Origin of the sequence: Pelodictyon phaeoclathratiforme BU-1 (assembly GCF_000020645.1) — a bacterium.
Classification (GTDB): Bacteria; Bacteroidota; Chlorobiia; order Chlorobiales; family Chlorobiaceae; genus Chlorobium; species Chlorobium phaeoclathratiforme.
In genome coordinates this window covers 942,817-956,198 of the sequence record NC_011060.1, presented here as the reverse complement: position 1 = coordinate 956,198, position 13,382 = coordinate 942,817, and the positions used below count along the sequence as shown (strand labels likewise).

The following is a 13,382-nucleotide window of genomic DNA, read 5'->3' as shown; positions in this document are numbered from 1 at the left end:
AGATCAGGAAATACTGAATAAAAGAGACAGGGTATTTTAGTAATGCATTGATAATTTTTGTAAGTTTTGCCCATCCTCCCTCTTCTCAAAAAAAAATTATCCGACATGGCGCGTATTGCAAAAAAGCTGACCGATCTCATCGGCAACACACCTCTTCTTGAGCTTGAAAATTTCAATCGCGAACATCATACCGAGGCAACAATTATTGCCAAACTCGAATACTTCAACCCCGGAGGCAGTATCAAGGATCGCGTTGGTTTTTCAATGATCGAGGAGGCCGAAAAACAGGGGCTGATCAACAAAGAGAGTATCATCATTGAGCCAACAAGCGGCAATACCGGCATTGCACTTGCCTATATTGCTGCAGCCAAGGGATACCGGTTAATACTCACCATGCCTGAAACCATGAGTATCGAACGCCAGAAACTCCTCACAGCGCTCGGAGCTGACCTGGTATTGACACCAGGGTCGGAAGAGATGCCCGGCGCAATAAGAAAAGCCAATGAACTGCGCATGGTTTATCCGAATTCAATTGTCCTGCAACAATTCAGAAACCCCGCAAATCCGGAAATCCACCGCACAACAACCGCCATAGAGATATGGAACGATACCGATGGAGAGATCGATTTCTTTGTCAGTGGCGTTGGCACCGGCGGCACCATTACCGGTGTTGGAGAGGTACTCAAACAACGCAACCCCGGGATAAAAATTGTCGCCGTCGAACCATTTAATTCACAGGTTATCGCTGGCAGCAAACCTGGTCTGCACAAAATTCAGGGCATCGGCGCCGGCTTTCTTCCCGAAATCCTGAATAAAGAGGTTATTGATGAAATAATACCGGTAAAAGATGAAGATGCCCTGCGCACCGGTCGTGAACTTGCCCGGATAGAGGGACTTCTTGTCGGTATATCATCCGGGGCAGCCGTATATGCGGCACTTCAACTTGCACAACGCAACGAGAACAGGGGAAAACGTATTGTCGTCATTCTGCCCGATACCGGCGAACGTTATCTCTCAACACTGCTCTACCAGTTTGAAAATGAATCAACGCAGATGTAAAAAAACAAACAGCCCCCTCAAAAAAAGAGGCATTGAACTTGTAATACCAACCACCAGTTATGGAGAGAAGAGTAACACGTTATCACCATTGTCAGAAAAAGGGTTGCCTCTGCAACTGAAACACCGTGATCAAACAGAAGATCAAACAAGCATATTGATGCAAAAAAGAGTAAACCTGATTGTTACGGGAGCCGTACAGGGTGTCGGATTCAGAATGTTCATCGACCGGAAGGCAAACGAGCTGAAGCTGGTCGGGTGGGTAAGAAATCGTTTCGACGGCACCGTTGAAATTGAAGCGCAAGGCCCGGAAAACGCAATAGAAGAGCTGCTCCCTCAGGCACAAAGAGGGCCATCACGCTCCATGGTAACCGCAATCAGAAAAGAAGAAAAAGAGCCGGACAGCACTCTTGAGCGATTCAATATCATCATGTAGAGGAGATATAACGACTTCTCTCAGACTTTCTTGACAAATTCCGACTTCAACTGCATCGCTCCAAACCCCTCGATCTTGCAGTCGATATCATGGTCACCCTCGACAAGGCGAATGTTCCTCACCTTCGTACCACCCTTGAGCGCCGATGACGAGCCCTTGACCTTGAGATCCTTGATCACCGTCACAGAATCACCATCCTGCAATATCGTACCATTCGCATCCTTCCAGACGCGGGCCTTTGCCGACGCCGGAACTGGCGAATTGCTCCACTCATGAGCACACTCAGGGCAGGTCAGGAGGGTACCAACCTCATAGGTGTATTCCGAGTTGCATTTCGGGCAATTTGGCAAGTCGCTCATAATGATCCTTTTTCAAGATTTTCCGGCAAAAACTTTTGCGACATAATAATATTTTTTTTGACAGATAAAACCCGGAAAAGCCTCCTGCATTTTGCCACGCTGTACTCAATCGCCCAATTCAATGCAACAGAAGAGAGCAGAACCCAGCCCTGACAACAGCTTCCAGCACGGCATGCTGCTCTCTTCAGCACCCCTGACTCCCCAATTTGCTGAAACGCCCTCAGTATTTCATGATATACTGTGACTTCGGGTCATGCAGAATGCTTATCCACGACCCGTAAGTGGGATTGGGCAACATAAACCATTTCCTGCCCCAGTTGTTCGTGTTATCACCAACCAGACGATCACGTTCCTGGGGAGTGATACCGGATTTCACGCCAGCCAGAAAATCACCAAGATCATCCCCGAACAGCATCACGATCCGGTATTTTTTCGAAATATACTCCCTCCTGCTCTTCTTCTCGGAAGTCCAGCCAGCCTCTTCACCGAGTAACAGGAGATCTTCAGGCAGAACACCCCCCACACCGACCTTCGCAAGATTTTCTATCGTACCGGCTTCCTGGCAATATTCCGCTCCCGGAGTACCACCCTTTTTGCACTCCCGGTTGGAGATAAAGATAACCTTGACATTTTTGCCTCTCATTGCATTGATGAACTCAACCGCGCCGGGAACAGCCGGTGCATCTTTCAGTGCAACCCACTCATTCCATGTTACAAGGCTCCATTCACCACCTTCAAGAACCAGCTTCCCCATATACCTCGAATTATCCAGAACCGTTTCATCAATATCCATGACAATAGCTGGGGGTAATGAAGAACAGTCACCAACCTGTTCTTTGGCTGCCGTCCATGTGCGATCGTCAAGAGCGGCATCAATATTCTTCAACGCCGTATTGTAAGCCTGTATGGTGTTGGCTTTATACTCCGAAGCAGACTGCATCCACAGAAGGCTGTTGAAATTATTGTTGGCCGTTGATGCACAGCCGCTCGAAAGCAGCAGCAACAGAATGGCACCAATCGATCTGAAGAAATTGTTCATGGCAAGCACCTCCTGAATATTGAATTGATTCGGATACCAACAAGCCTGATACAGCAAACGAAATAAATATTATGGGCGTGTCCAAATCTGCCGGGCAGCATAATCCTCAAGCTTGAGCGCCATGGAGAACAGCTCGATCTTGTCAGGTACCACCTCGATCATCTTTCCAAACCAGTGCTCAGCCCACGCCTGAGGACGTCCGAAAAGACCGAACGCCTCCTCAAATCCGGGATCATCCTTCCTGAGAAGCCTCGCATGACCGCTTATCTGCAGGCCGGTGATATCGTGTATGTTGTCGGAAAATTCGGATGCAGGATCAAAAATGCCCACGCTGACATTGGGGTTCAGCTTGATGTTGCCAAGCTTGAGGCCCGGTTCGCCAGCCATGTAGAGGGTGAACCCTTTCGAGCGAAACAGGATGGGAGTGGAACGCGGCTCGTTGTCCCGGCTGGTCGAAAGCACGCAAAGCTGACGCGAGGCAAGAAACTTCAGAATACGCTCCTCAAGCTCACCGGAAGCAAGCTGCCTCGACACCTTTTTCGTAAAGATATCAGGTACATCCGGCTTCTCCTGTTCACTCATGACCTCCCCCTTTTCACTATATTACAGAAAACCATTTTACTCAAAGATCAACAAATTCCACCACTCTCTGCAACGATTTTTTCTAAGAATTTTCAAATGATTGAGCATCGGTTCCTGCAACCGGAATGAGATAATTTTCATCATTGACTTCACTCCTGAATTCCGGAATCGCTCTTTCCCCGTTTTTCACAGCTATCCTCTTCTTTTCTGTTCATACTCAGGAAAAATAGACATGTTCAAAAACCGCTGAATCCTCGTTCCAGATCACCAGCATATTTGTCACGGTGTATTGTTTCAGATGGCGCCTCAACACTTTGAAAAATTTATAGTTCGATTTCAATCACTCCTCAGTTGGCACGCTCAAGCCGTCAGGATTTTTCAATGACTGTTTCTCTTCGGAAGCCAGACGGCGTTCGACCTTCTTCACGTCTTCGGCGGGGGGCAGGGATTCCGGACAGATACCCCGTCCAAGTAGGGTATTCCGAACTGCCTTGTTGTTGGTGATGTGTTCGTTGGAAATGCCGCCTTCACTTTTCATCCCATGTTCGCGTGCATTGAAGATGGTGATTTCGGTGGCGAAGTCTTTGGCTTTCAGAATGATGGTTGGTGCAAAGTCAGCCAGCGGACGTTTATCCGGTACATTCCACTCGGCCTTCATTGCCTGTGTACTTTTGCCAAAAAGTACTTGATCGCCCTTGCTGCGGATCACAGCGAAATTCTCGGCACTTCCGGTCTGGGCAAAAGCGATTTCCTGCTTTCGTGAATCGCCATTCTGGGCTATGAGATAGCAGGCATAGCGTGTCAGCATGATGTCTGGAACCTCCTTGGTAGCTCCCTTTGGCATCTGGATCGTTTTGCCGACGTCGGCAAAATGATCTGACACCTTATGGCCGGAAAGTTCGCAAGCAGTTTTTGCTTTGGATACAACACCGACAAAGTTGTCCCACTTGCTATAGCCAAGCAAATACTGAAGATCGCGGGCCAGCCAATATTCTACTCCTCCTTCGACCTTCCGGGCGTGCGCCTCAAACGTTGTCGTAAGTGTCTGGATCAGTTCGGTTTTCATTGCTTCAAGAATTTGAGATGTTACCGGCAATTGTTATTAAACCTTCGTGCAGTAAGTCTCTCCATCGGTAGTTGTAAAGAAATCCTTTACAACTGAAAAGCACCAATATTTGCACTCCTGACGAACTGTTAAGCATTGCTGAACAGTTGCCTGGCACCTTCAGATTGAACCTGTAAGAATTCCTTACAAGTACCGGTGGGTGATTCCTTACGAAAATTCCTGATCGAGACGTTCCTTGAGAAACATTTTCAAAAGCGACTGATAGGGTACATCACGCTCATTGGCAAGTATCTTCAGATGATTGAGCATCGGTTCCGGCAACCGGAGTGAAATGGTTTTCATGGTTGGCTTCAGATTCGGAAACAGTGCCTTGCCAGCCTTGTTCCAATCCACGAACTCAGTTGAATCATGCGTTGACCAGAACTCCTGCTCCTCCGCTTCACTCCTGAATTCCGGAATCGCTGTTTTCCCGTTTTTCATAAATATCCTGTTCTTTTCTGTTCATACTGCGTGCTGAAATAACCCTGATCTGATCTTTACGAACAGTAAACACCAGAAAAAGAGGTTTGACCCGCTCCGTTTTACCCAATGCAAAAAACCTCTTTTCCATGCCAGAGTGTTTTTTATCATCAGCCACAATCAATGGCTGATTGAAAAAAATCTCTTCACATTCAGACATTGATACCCGATGTTTTTCCCAGTTCTTGGTCGAATTTCCCTTGTCCCACTGAAATCCCGAGATACCTTCAAAAATGGCCATAGAAAATTTGTATATTTTTGCAATATACGGAACACTGTGAATTCAGCAAAGCGCTTGAGTCAGATATCAAGCCAAGTCAACTCTCCAAAATTTGCGCCACATTGCAGGCTATCGTTGCCTCCAATTCGCGAGCCTGTGCATTCAGGAGTTCCAGTTCCTCGTTCAGCGTTTCGAGCTGCGCCTTGAAGTCCTCGTCGCTCACGGCTTCACCGGCGGCCACGCCCACATAGCGTCCGGGATTGAGCGACCAGCCTTGCGCCTCAATTTCCTTGAGGGTGGCGGCTTTGCGGAGGCCGGGGATGTCGCGATAGGCTGCAGAACTGGCATCATCAGCATCGCTCCCGTAGGAGGCTGGAGACTCTGCGGCAATAGAGAGCACCGTAGCGAAAACCTCTTCAATCTTCGCACGGTCGTCATCACCACCCCCATAAGAGAGAGGATACTCTGCGGCAAATGATGAGTTATTTTATTCGGAGCGGCAACAAAGAGTACTATTTATACGTCAAAAAGCTGCATTGCATGTATAGCATAAAATAAATCCATGATGCCTGAAGTAATAACAATCGTTATTCATTCAAACAAAAAAACTGCCGAGTGATATGAACAATTGTTATTACTTTAAACGAGAGCGAACCGAAAGACGAAATGAACAATTGTTATTGCTTTTGAATATAAAGAAAGCATACAGAATATCATCAATCCCGCCAGACAGATGTCGGAAAAAGCAGTTAAAATCATAAAATATAAGGTGATAACGAAAACGGCGCATCACAATTTTCACTCTTGTATTATTAAACTTCTTCAAGTACATTAGGTGCGCATGTTTATTTTCAAATTATTGAAAAAAGCGTCTCTTTATCGGCAAGTATTGCATACTTACAATGCAGTACTTATTTGTGTCAGCACATAATGATCCGATGATTGTAGTACAAACTCGTTCTTCTTTTGTCGAAGACACATACAAGTAAGGCGTTGCACACGGCTCACCATTAAGAGAGGAGAGGTGTTGTTGCCTCTTCAGGAATGTTGGCTTGTGTGTTTTGAACGCAATAACTGACAACGCATCTTTTTTTTCTTCCCAAACGCCACTGCAGCAGAGTTCAGTAACGGTTGTAAGTACTGCACAATTTTGCAACAACGTAGAATCGGGAGCTGACGGCACAGCATTCATCGGTAATGTGTGTACGGTCAAGAACTCTTGTTTCGGATTGGGCTTTCGGATTGGGCGACTGATGCGCCGAAAAATCAAAACATATTTTATAACTCAGTAACTATCAGCAAGGAGACTTTTGCATGAATCATGGCACCGAGTTCAGCCGAAGGGATTTCATCAAAATATCTTCACTTTTTCTTGCCGGATCAGCCGCACTCTCTACATTGCCAAGTGGCATCGTATCGGGATTGGGCAGCAATCCAATGAATGGAAAAGGTGAAAAAATCGTTTACTCGTTCTGCGAGCACTGTTTCTGGCGTTGCGGCGTAGCCGTGCATGTCAGTGACGGCAGAGTCACCAAAATCACCGGTTCGGAATACCACCCACTGAGCAATGGAAAGCTCTGTCCACGAGGCACAGGCGGAACAGGGCTTCTCTACGATCCTGACCGATTGGCTCATCCGTTGATTCGTGAACGTAAAGGGGGAAAGCAGTATTACCGGAAAGCCACCTGGGATGAGGCTATAACGGCTGTGGCCGGTGGACTGTACAAGATTCATGAGCAGCATGGCCCAAGCGCTATTGCCATGCTGCATCACGGTTTTGGCGTCTCGTTTTTCAAGAAGATGTTCTCGGAAATTGGCGTCAATAAAATTGCCAAGCCCTCATACGACCTGTGCTGTGGGCCTGCAAGACAGGCTACGGTATTGACATATGGTTACCCGAGTGACACACCGGAAGGGTTCGATATCATGAACAGCAAATACATGCTCTTCTTTGGCACGCATTTCGGTGAAAACATGCACAACACTGCTGTCCAGGAGATTTCAGAAGGGATACGGCGTGGTGCAAAGATTGTGGTTTTCGATCCCCGATTCTCGACACTGGCAGGAAAGGCTGAACATTGGCTGCCCATCAAGCCAGCCACTGATATTGCCATGATGCAGGCGCTCATGAATGTGCTGATCAGCGAAAACCTGTACGACAAAGAGTTTGTTGAACAGCATACCGTCGGGTTTGCGGAGCTTTGGGAAGAGGTGAAGGAGATGACACCGGAAAAAGCGGCCACAATAACCGACATATCCGCTGATTCCATCAGAACGGTTGCACGGGAATTTGCCTTCCATGCTCCTGCAGCCTTTGTGCACACTGGCCGGCGAACCAATTGGTACGGTGATGCCATGCAGCGCATCAGGGCTATCCAGATTCTTAACGCTCTGGTCGGAAACTTCAAGATGCCTGGAGGCGTCGTTGCCTTCGAAAAATATCCGCTGCCACAACCTCCGCCAGCACATGAACACCCTGCCTACGAAAAAGAGGTTCACAGCAAATATCCCTTTTTCCCGAAGGACGAACCGTCCAATACTATTGCCTCTCATGAAATTGTCCAGCAGGCTATTACCGGAGAGGTCAAGGCGCTCTTCATCTATGGGGTCAATCTCCCTGAAACCATGACTCTTGGTCGGCAAACCGCACTTGAGGCACTGCAGAAGGTCGATTTTTCAGTTGCCGTTGATGTTTTGCCTGCAGAGGTGACCGGTTACGTTGATGTGGTGCTTCCAGAGTGTACATACCTGGAGCGATATGACGATCTCGACAATGGCCGAGCATTCCGGACACCGTTTGTCGCGCTGAGGCAGCCGGCTGTTGCGCCCATGTTCGAATCGAAACCGGGAAATGAAATCGCCAGAATGATTACCGACAAGTGGGGCATCCATGGTGTATTTGCTCCGACGGTGGAGGCCGGGCTCGACAAGAAGCTCAAACTTGCAGGCAGTTCGCTTGAAGAGATCAAAAAAAGAGGCGTTCTGGTCATGCCGGCAACCGATCTTTATCGTAAACCCGGAGAACCGCTCAACCTGAACACACCGAGTGGAAAAGTGGAACTTGCATCAGCACAGCTCAAGGCTGGCGGATTCGATGCTGTTCCAAAATATACCAAACACCCTGAAGCGCCGGCTGGTTATTACCGCATGTTAACCGGACGAAAACCAATGCTGACCTTCGGACGCACGGCAAACAACCGGTTTCTCGGTGACCTGGCCACGGCACAGGAGAATGAGGTATGGGTCAATACAACAGTTGCATCGAAGCATCAGTTATCTCACGGCGAGTATGTTCATTTAAAAAATCAGGCGGGTATCGTTTCGGAGTTTCCGATCAAGGTCAAGGTGACCCAGCGTATCCGTACTGATGCGGTCTATATGGTGCATGGCTTCGGCCACAATGCAAAAGAGCTCAAGTGGGCTTATAAAAGAGGTGCATCTCACAATCAGTTGATCTCAAAAACAGACATTGATCCTGCCATGGGTGCTGTTGGCTTTCAGAACAATTTTGTGACATTTGTCAAGGAGATTTAAACGGTGAGCAATAAAAAGAACTACGGCATGATTATCGACACCCGTGTCTGCGTCGGCTGTTCAGCATGCGTCTATGCCTGCAGGGCAGAAAACGCTGTTCCTGAAGGCTACTGCCGTGACTGGGTCGTACAGGATACCTCGGGAAACTTCCCTCTCCTCTCTATGGAGAACCGCTCGGAGCGCTGTCAGCACTGCGATAATGCTCCATGCGTCACCTACTGCCCGACCGGAGCGTCGCACTACGATGAAAACGGAACCGTACAGATCAACCGTTCGCGCTGTACCGGTTGTAAAGCCTGCATGGCAGCCTGTCCATACGATGCCCGCTACGTGCACCCCGATGGATTCATTGACAAGTGCACACTCTGCAAACACCGTATCGAAAAAGGGTTGAAGACCGCCTGTGTCTCCATCTGCCCGACAGGAAGCCTGCACCTGGTCGATTTCGACAATATGACCCCTGAAGAGAAAGCCATGCTCAACGGCAAAGAGGTCTACCGACAGAAGGAACATGCAGGTACCGAACCGAAACTCTACTGGATTTCCGCAAGAAACAAACCCGGAGCGTAATTATGATTGATGGAATACATGAACTCGTTTCAACAAAAATGAATCCGAATGTCCTGCCGCACCTGCACATCTGGGAGTGGCACATTCCGCTCTACCTCTTTCTTGGAGGCATAGCCGGTGGTCTGCTGGTGATCACTTCAGTAATGATTGTCATGCGGCGTCACTTCGGCATCGGACCGAAAGACGAAGGTGATGGCTGCCCGTGTACTGCCGTCAGAATCGGTGCTATCCTCTCCCCGCTTCTCCTTGGCATCGGGATGCTTTTCCTGTTTCTTGATTTAACCCACAAGCTCTATGTATGGGCATTTTACACCACTATTCAGCCAACCTCACCAATGTCGGCTGGTAGCTGGATTCTCGTTGCCTTCTTTCCGCTGGCAGTGCTGCAAGCGATGGTTGTCAATCGTAAATACCTTAATACACTGAACATTGAGCTGCTCGACAAGTTGATCAAGTGGACAGATGACCACCTCCTCAAAGTTGCCCTGCTCAATGCCCACATCGGCGTCGGAATCGGTATCTATACCGGCATCCTGCTCTCCTTCTTCTCTGCACGGCCACTCTGGTCGAGTTCTATCCTCGGCATGCTCTTTCTGGTTTCAGGTATTTCGAGCGCATCAGCCCTCCTGTTGTTGTTCGCGCCAAAAGACGAGAAACACATTTACAGCCGAATAGACGCCAATGCCATCTGGATAGAGCTGGTCATCGTTGGTCTGTTCGTCCTTGGCGGCATCACCGGAACGGCAAACACACACGGCGCCATGATGCACCTTATCGTCGGCGACCAACTGATGGCAGGTATGTCTTATATGTACTGGTTCTGGGGAGTTTTCATTGCTGCAGGCCTGCTCCTTCCCCTCTTGATTGAATTTCTTGAAAATGCAGGATTCCACCTCCACCTTCCTCCGATTGCCCCTGTACTGGTGCTCATCGGTGGGCTTGTGCTCAGGTTCCTGATCGTTTTTGCCGGACAGACCTATCACACCTTCATGTAGGTCATCTCTCTGAAAAACCTCTCTTGAAAACCACCCCGTCATCTGCTGCGGGGTGGTTTTTTTACGTTCCAACACCCTCAGATATATTTTCATAAAGCCTTCAAAACTCTTTTCCCCTGATTATGTATATTGACCGTACCTGTTTCAATGACCCTTAACCTCATGACACCATGGTAGCCAGAATTCAGACCCTCTATCTTTTTCTTGTTGCTCTGCTCGCCGGAGCAAGCATGATGTTCCCCTTCTGGAGCTTCACCACCCCGACACTTTATGTTATCACGGATTTCACCCCTTTCCCCGAAGCGGGAATCATGCAAGTCACCAGCAGCTATGCCGCAGGAATCTTCTCTCCACTGACCGCTCTCGTCTCTCTTGCAGCTATCTTTCTCTATAAAAAAAGAGAGCTTCAGAAAAAACTCATCTTCCTTGGTATGCTCCTCTTCCTCGGCGACCTGTTTTCGGGGCTTGCCGCAGCACATTTCCTGAACCAGTATTTTTGCACCTCCTTTACGTTCACCCACAAGCCTGAAGCGGGATTATACATCCTTCTGCCAGAACCGCTACTTCTCTGGCTGGCGCTGAAAGGGGTAAAGAAGGATGACAAGATCGCCAACGCATACAAACGACTCTGAACGATGCGCATTGTCTGGTCAATCGGTGACCCTCACGGCATCGGGCCGGAAATCATCCTGAAAAGTTTTCTGAAACTGGAAGGCTCCGGCCACTCCTTTCTCGTCGCTGGCTCGTATCGTGTAATGGAATATTACCGGAATGCACTCGACCTGCCGGTGGAGCTGGAGCTGATCGAAAGCGCGACAGCTCCGGTACGGCATGGAGCTCTTCCTGTGCTGAGCATTGCTGAACCGGAGAATATCACCCCTGGCACCTTGTCGGCTGAGGCGGGAAAGCTCGCCCTGGAGTCGCTCCATGCGGCGGCTGAACTCTGCCGCGAAGGAGTGTGCGACGCCCTCGTCACCGCTCCAATCAACAAGGAGTCCATTGCACTGGCTGGCTCCGACGAAAAAGGGCACACCGGATTTCTGGGCAAGATGTTCGGAGTTCCCTCCCCCACCATGATGTTCTATGACCCGGTCACGGAACTCAGGGTCGCCCTTGCCACCATTCATGAGCCCCTTGAGCAGGTTCCCGCTCTGATCAGGAAGATGGATCTTGATGCCTTTCTCTCTGCGCTGACGTCATCGCTTAAAACCGATTTTGCAATTGCCACCCCCCGCATTGCCCTGCTCGGTCTCAATCCCCACGCATCCGACGGCGGAGTGATGGGCTGCGAAGAGCAGGAGATTATCCGCCCCTGCATCGAAAGACTTTCAGACCGCCTCCAGGTGGAGGGACCCTTCCCTGCCGACGGCTTTTTCGGCTCAAAAATGTACCAAAATTACGATATTGTTGTGGCGATGTATCACGACCAGGGGCTGCTCCCCTTCAAGGTGCTCGCCTTCGACACCGGGGTAAACGTCACCCTTGGCTTGCCGATTGTGCGTACTTCGCCCGACCACGGCACCGGTTTTACCATTGCCGGAAAAGGCATCGCATCCGAAAGAAGTTGTTACGAGGCAACGCTGCTTGCCATTACCATCGCCCGGAACAGAATAAAACAAACAGAACTCCCATCATGATCTCATTCATAAACGTTGACCTTGAACTCGATAAAAAACCGGTTTTCAAAAACCTCAACCTGAACATTGAATCCGGAGAGCTGCTCTATATTGTCGGCAAAAGCGGCAGCGGAAAGTCAACGCTCCTCAAATCGCTCTACATGGATGTGCGCCCGAAAAAGGGAGAGATACGTATTGCCGGATACAGTTCACGCGCCATCAAAAAACGGCAGATACCGCTTCTGCGCCGTAAACTCGGCATTATTTTCCAGGACTTCCGCCTCCTCGAAGACCGCAATGTCTATGACAATCTCGCATTTGTGCTGAAAGTGACCGGCACCAAAGAAAAGCTCATTGCAGGAAAGGTAATGCATGCGCTCGAAAGCGTCGGCCTTGAACATGCAGCCAAACTGATGCCCCTCCGCATGTCGGGAGGAGAGCAGCAGAGAATATCCATCGCCCGTGCACTGGTACGCGAACCCCTCGTCATCCTTGCCGATGAACCAACCGGCAACCTCGACCCTGATACTTCACTCGAAATTCTCGAATACCTGAAAAGAATCCACCAGAAAGGGATCACCGTCATCATCGGCACCCACGACTACGAGCTGGTCTGCCACTCCCCTTCCAGAACCTTGCAAATCAAGGATCTCAACCTTGTGGAAACCACCATGGAAGCTTGTGCTACAGGGTTCAGACCGACGGGAGCAGCATTACAGGCCTGACACCAGAAGCGCCTGAGCGGCATTTGGGGGTGAACTTGCGCAGCGGGCAGAAGGAAAATCGCACTCAACGCAATTTGTCCCGGAAGGTAATCGTTCTTGATGAATAACGACAAGGGGGCAGCGCTTATTGGTATACGTAGCGTTCCAGCCCATCAGGAGCAAGATCCTCACCTTCGGGCCAGCAGATACCGCCAATTGGATCGATACTGACTTGACGAAAATACCTCTCCTGACGCAGGCGCCAGTAGGCATCGCGACTCTCTATCAATGGTTCGAGATTCAGGGTTAGCTCTTGGCCATTCGTGAGTCTGACTTTCAATCTCAGGCCTGAAAGTGGTATCACTTCCACAACCTGCACCCATGGTGTTTTAAGTAGTGAGTTCATTCCACTTTATCATTAAATCCTCTTTATTACTTAAAATAAAGTTTTTTATTTTGCGCAGTTGTGCGGTCGGCATCTGGCCAGCGCTCAAGTCGCCACTCTCCAGACTGAACGATCCGGCATAATCGCCATACATTGCGTGGCAATGAGGCTTTTCATGATCATCCATGTACATGTAGATCGAAATACCAAAGAAAAAGGCTACGCGCGGCATGGTAATTCACTGTTCAATCTTAAGTGTCTCATGATACCAACGACTCTCAAAAGGTTCTTGCAAGCAATT

General features: G+C 49.1%; 16 protein-coding genes and 1 pseudogene. 8 read left to right on the top strand and 9 right to left on the bottom strand.

What is annotated here, in order from left to right:
• Window positions 1-105 precede the first annotated feature (105 nt).
• Both cysK and PPHA_RS04560 read left to right on the top strand, forming a co-directional pair.
• Complete coding sequence (gene cysK, locus PPHA_RS04565; RefSeq protein WP_012507703.1) at window positions 106-1,059, top strand: cysteine synthase A; 954 nt, start codon at window positions 106-108, stop codon at window positions 1,057-1,059.
• A 157-nt stretch (window positions 1,060-1,216) separates the two neighbouring features.
• Window positions 1,217-1,492: an acylphosphatase gene (locus PPHA_RS04560; protein ID WP_012507702.1), complete on the top strand. Its 276-nt coding sequence runs from the start codon at window positions 1,217-1,219 to the stop codon at window positions 1,490-1,492.
• 20 nt (window positions 1,493-1,512) lie between these two features.
• Here the strand turns inward: PPHA_RS04560 and PPHA_RS04555 are convergent, their stop codons facing one another.
• The 7 genes and pseudogenes from PPHA_RS04555 to PPHA_RS04520 form a co-directional block, all read right to left on the bottom strand.
• Window positions 1,513-1,851, bottom strand: a complete 339-nt coding sequence (locus PPHA_RS04555; RefSeq protein WP_012507701.1) for a zinc ribbon domain-containing protein YjdM — start codon at window positions 1,849-1,851, stop codon at window positions 1,513-1,515.
• A 220-nt stretch (window positions 1,852-2,071) separates the two neighbouring features.
• Entirely contained in the window at window positions 2,072-2,890 is an 819-nt protein-coding gene (locus PPHA_RS04545; RefSeq protein ID WP_012507700.1) for a 5'-nucleotidase, lipoprotein e(P4) family, read from the bottom strand.
• Window positions 2,891-2,959: 69 nt separating this feature from the next.
• Window positions 2,960-3,472: a pyridoxamine 5'-phosphate oxidase family protein gene (locus PPHA_RS04540; RefSeq protein ID WP_012507699.1), complete on the bottom strand. Its 513-nt coding sequence runs from the start codon at window positions 3,470-3,472 to the stop codon at window positions 2,960-2,962.
• Window positions 3,473-3,812: 340 nt separating this feature from the next.
• Window positions 3,813-4,538: a DNA damage-inducible protein D gene (locus tag PPHA_RS04535; protein WP_012507698.1), complete on the bottom strand. Its 726-nt coding sequence runs from the start codon at window positions 4,536-4,538 to the stop codon at window positions 3,813-3,815.
• A 207-nt stretch (window positions 4,539-4,745) separates the two neighbouring features.
• Complete coding sequence (locus tag PPHA_RS04530) at window positions 4,746-5,018, bottom strand: BrnA antitoxin family protein (protein WP_012507697.1); 273 nt, start codon at window positions 5,016-5,018, stop codon at window positions 4,746-4,748.
• The gene (locus PPHA_RS04525; protein ID WP_012507696.1) at window positions 4,978-5,298 is read right to left on the bottom strand and encodes a BrnT family toxin; all 321 of its coding nucleotides are present in this window, start codon (window positions 5,296-5,298) and stop codon (window positions 4,978-4,980) included. Before PPHA_RS04525 ends, PPHA_RS04530 begins: the two co-directional genes overlap by 41 nt.
• Window positions 5,299-5,374: 76 nt before the next feature.
• Window positions 5,375-5,608, bottom strand: a pseudogene (locus PPHA_RS04520) (SAM-dependent DNA methyltransferase); the annotation flags it as partial.
• Between the two features lie 983 nt (window positions 5,609-6,591).
• Here PPHA_RS04520 and PPHA_RS04515 point away from each other — a divergent pair.
• The 6 genes from PPHA_RS04515 (at window position 6,592) to PPHA_RS04490 (ending at window position 12,717) form a co-directional block, all read left to right on the top strand.
• Window positions 6,592-8,811, top strand: coding sequence for a molybdopterin-containing oxidoreductase family protein (locus PPHA_RS04515; protein ID WP_012507694.1), 2,220 nt, complete (start codon window positions 6,592-6,594; stop codon window positions 8,809-8,811).
• 3 nt (window positions 8,812-8,814) lie between these two features.
• Entirely contained in the window at window positions 8,815-9,381 is a 567-nt protein-coding gene (locus PPHA_RS04510) for a 4Fe-4S dicluster domain-containing protein (protein ID WP_012507693.1), read from the top strand.
• Between the two features lie 2 nt (window positions 9,382-9,383).
• Window positions 9,384-10,376 carry an NrfD/PsrC family molybdoenzyme membrane anchor subunit gene (gene nrfD / locus PPHA_RS04505; RefSeq protein ID WP_012507692.1) on the top strand — a complete coding sequence of 331 codons (993 nt, stop codon included), beginning with the start codon at window positions 9,384-9,386 and terminating at the stop codon, window positions 10,374-10,376.
• 170 nt (window positions 10,377-10,546) lie between these two features.
• Complete coding sequence (locus PPHA_RS04500; RefSeq protein WP_012507691.1) at window positions 10,547-11,008, top strand: DUF4293 domain-containing protein; 462 nt, start codon at window positions 10,547-10,549, stop codon at window positions 11,006-11,008.
• 3 nt (window positions 11,009-11,011) lie between these two features.
• Entirely contained in the window at window positions 11,012-12,013 is a 1,002-nt protein-coding gene (gene pdxA / locus PPHA_RS04495) for a 4-hydroxythreonine-4-phosphate dehydrogenase PdxA (RefSeq protein ID WP_012507690.1), read from the top strand.
• Window positions 12,010-12,717 (top strand): cell division ATP-binding protein FtsE, encoded by a 708-nt coding sequence (locus PPHA_RS04490; protein ID WP_012507689.1) that lies wholly within the window; start codon window positions 12,010-12,012, stop codon window positions 12,715-12,717. The genes pdxA and PPHA_RS04490 overlap by 4 nt, the downstream gene beginning before the upstream one ends.
• Before the next feature lie 124 nt (window positions 12,718-12,841).
• Here the strand turns inward: PPHA_RS04490 and PPHA_RS04485 are convergent, their stop codons facing one another.
• Entirely contained in the window at window positions 12,842-13,102 is a 261-nt protein-coding gene (locus PPHA_RS04485; protein ID WP_012507688.1) for a DUF2442 domain-containing protein, read from the bottom strand.
• On the bottom strand, window positions 13,086-13,313 hold the full coding sequence (locus PPHA_RS04480; protein ID WP_012507687.1) for a DUF4160 domain-containing protein: 228 nt from the start codon (window positions 13,311-13,313) through the stop codon (window positions 13,086-13,088). The genes PPHA_RS04485 and PPHA_RS04480 overlap by 17 nt, the downstream gene beginning before the upstream one ends.
• Between the last annotated feature and the right edge of the window lie 69 nt (window positions 13,314-13,382).

What these genes read in the sequence shown, in the direction of transcription:
- cysK (WP_012507703.1), top strand. Translation starts at nt 106, where the DNA reads ATGGCGCGTATTGCAAAAAAGCTGACCGATCTCATCGGCAACACACCT.
- PPHA_RS04485 (WP_012507688.1), bottom strand. Translation starts at nt 13,102, where the DNA reads ATGAACTCACTACTTAAAACACCATGGGTGCAGGTTGTGGAAGTGATA.
- PPHA_RS04560 (WP_012507702.1), top strand. Translation starts at nt 1,217, where the DNA reads ATGCAAAAAAGAGTAAACCTGATTGTTACGGGAGCCGTACAGGGTGTC.
- PPHA_RS04530 (WP_012507697.1), bottom strand. Translation starts at nt 5,018, where the DNA reads ATGAAAAACGGGAAAACAGCGATTCCGGAATTCAGGAGTGAAGCGGAG.
- PPHA_RS04535 (WP_012507698.1), bottom strand. Translation starts at nt 4,538, where the DNA reads ATGAAAACCGAACTGATCCAGACACTTACGACAACGTTTGAGGCGCAC.
- PPHA_RS04545 (WP_012507700.1), bottom strand. Translation starts at nt 2,890, where the DNA reads ATGAACAATTTCTTCAGATCGATTGGTGCCATTCTGTTGCTGCTGCTT.
- PPHA_RS04555 (WP_012507701.1), bottom strand. Translation starts at nt 1,851, where the DNA reads ATGAGCGACTTGCCAAATTGCCCGAAATGCAACTCGGAATACACCTAT.
- pdxA (WP_012507690.1), top strand. Translation starts at nt 11,012, where the DNA reads ATGCGCATTGTCTGGTCAATCGGTGACCCTCACGGCATCGGGCCGGAA.
- PPHA_RS04500 (WP_012507691.1), top strand. Translation starts at nt 10,547, where the DNA reads ATGGTAGCCAGAATTCAGACCCTCTATCTTTTTCTTGTTGCTCTGCTC.
- nrfD (WP_012507692.1), top strand. Translation starts at nt 9,384, where the DNA reads ATGATTGATGGAATACATGAACTCGTTTCAACAAAAATGAATCCGAAT.
- PPHA_RS04480 (WP_012507687.1), bottom strand. Translation starts at nt 13,313, where the DNA reads ATGCCGCGCGTAGCCTTTTTCTTTGGTATTTCGATCTACATGTACATG.
- PPHA_RS04515 (WP_012507694.1), top strand. Translation starts at nt 6,592, where the DNA reads ATGAATCATGGCACCGAGTTCAGCCGAAGGGATTTCATCAAAATATCT.
- PPHA_RS04525 (WP_012507696.1), bottom strand. Translation starts at nt 5,298, where the DNA reads ATGGCCATTTTTGAAGGTATCTCGGGATTTCAGTGGGACAAGGGAAAT.
- PPHA_RS04540 (WP_012507699.1), bottom strand. Translation starts at nt 3,472, where the DNA reads ATGAGTGAACAGGAGAAGCCGGATGTACCTGATATCTTTACGAAAAAG.
- PPHA_RS04490 (WP_012507689.1), top strand. Translation starts at nt 12,010, where the DNA reads ATGATCTCATTCATAAACGTTGACCTTGAACTCGATAAAAAACCGGTT.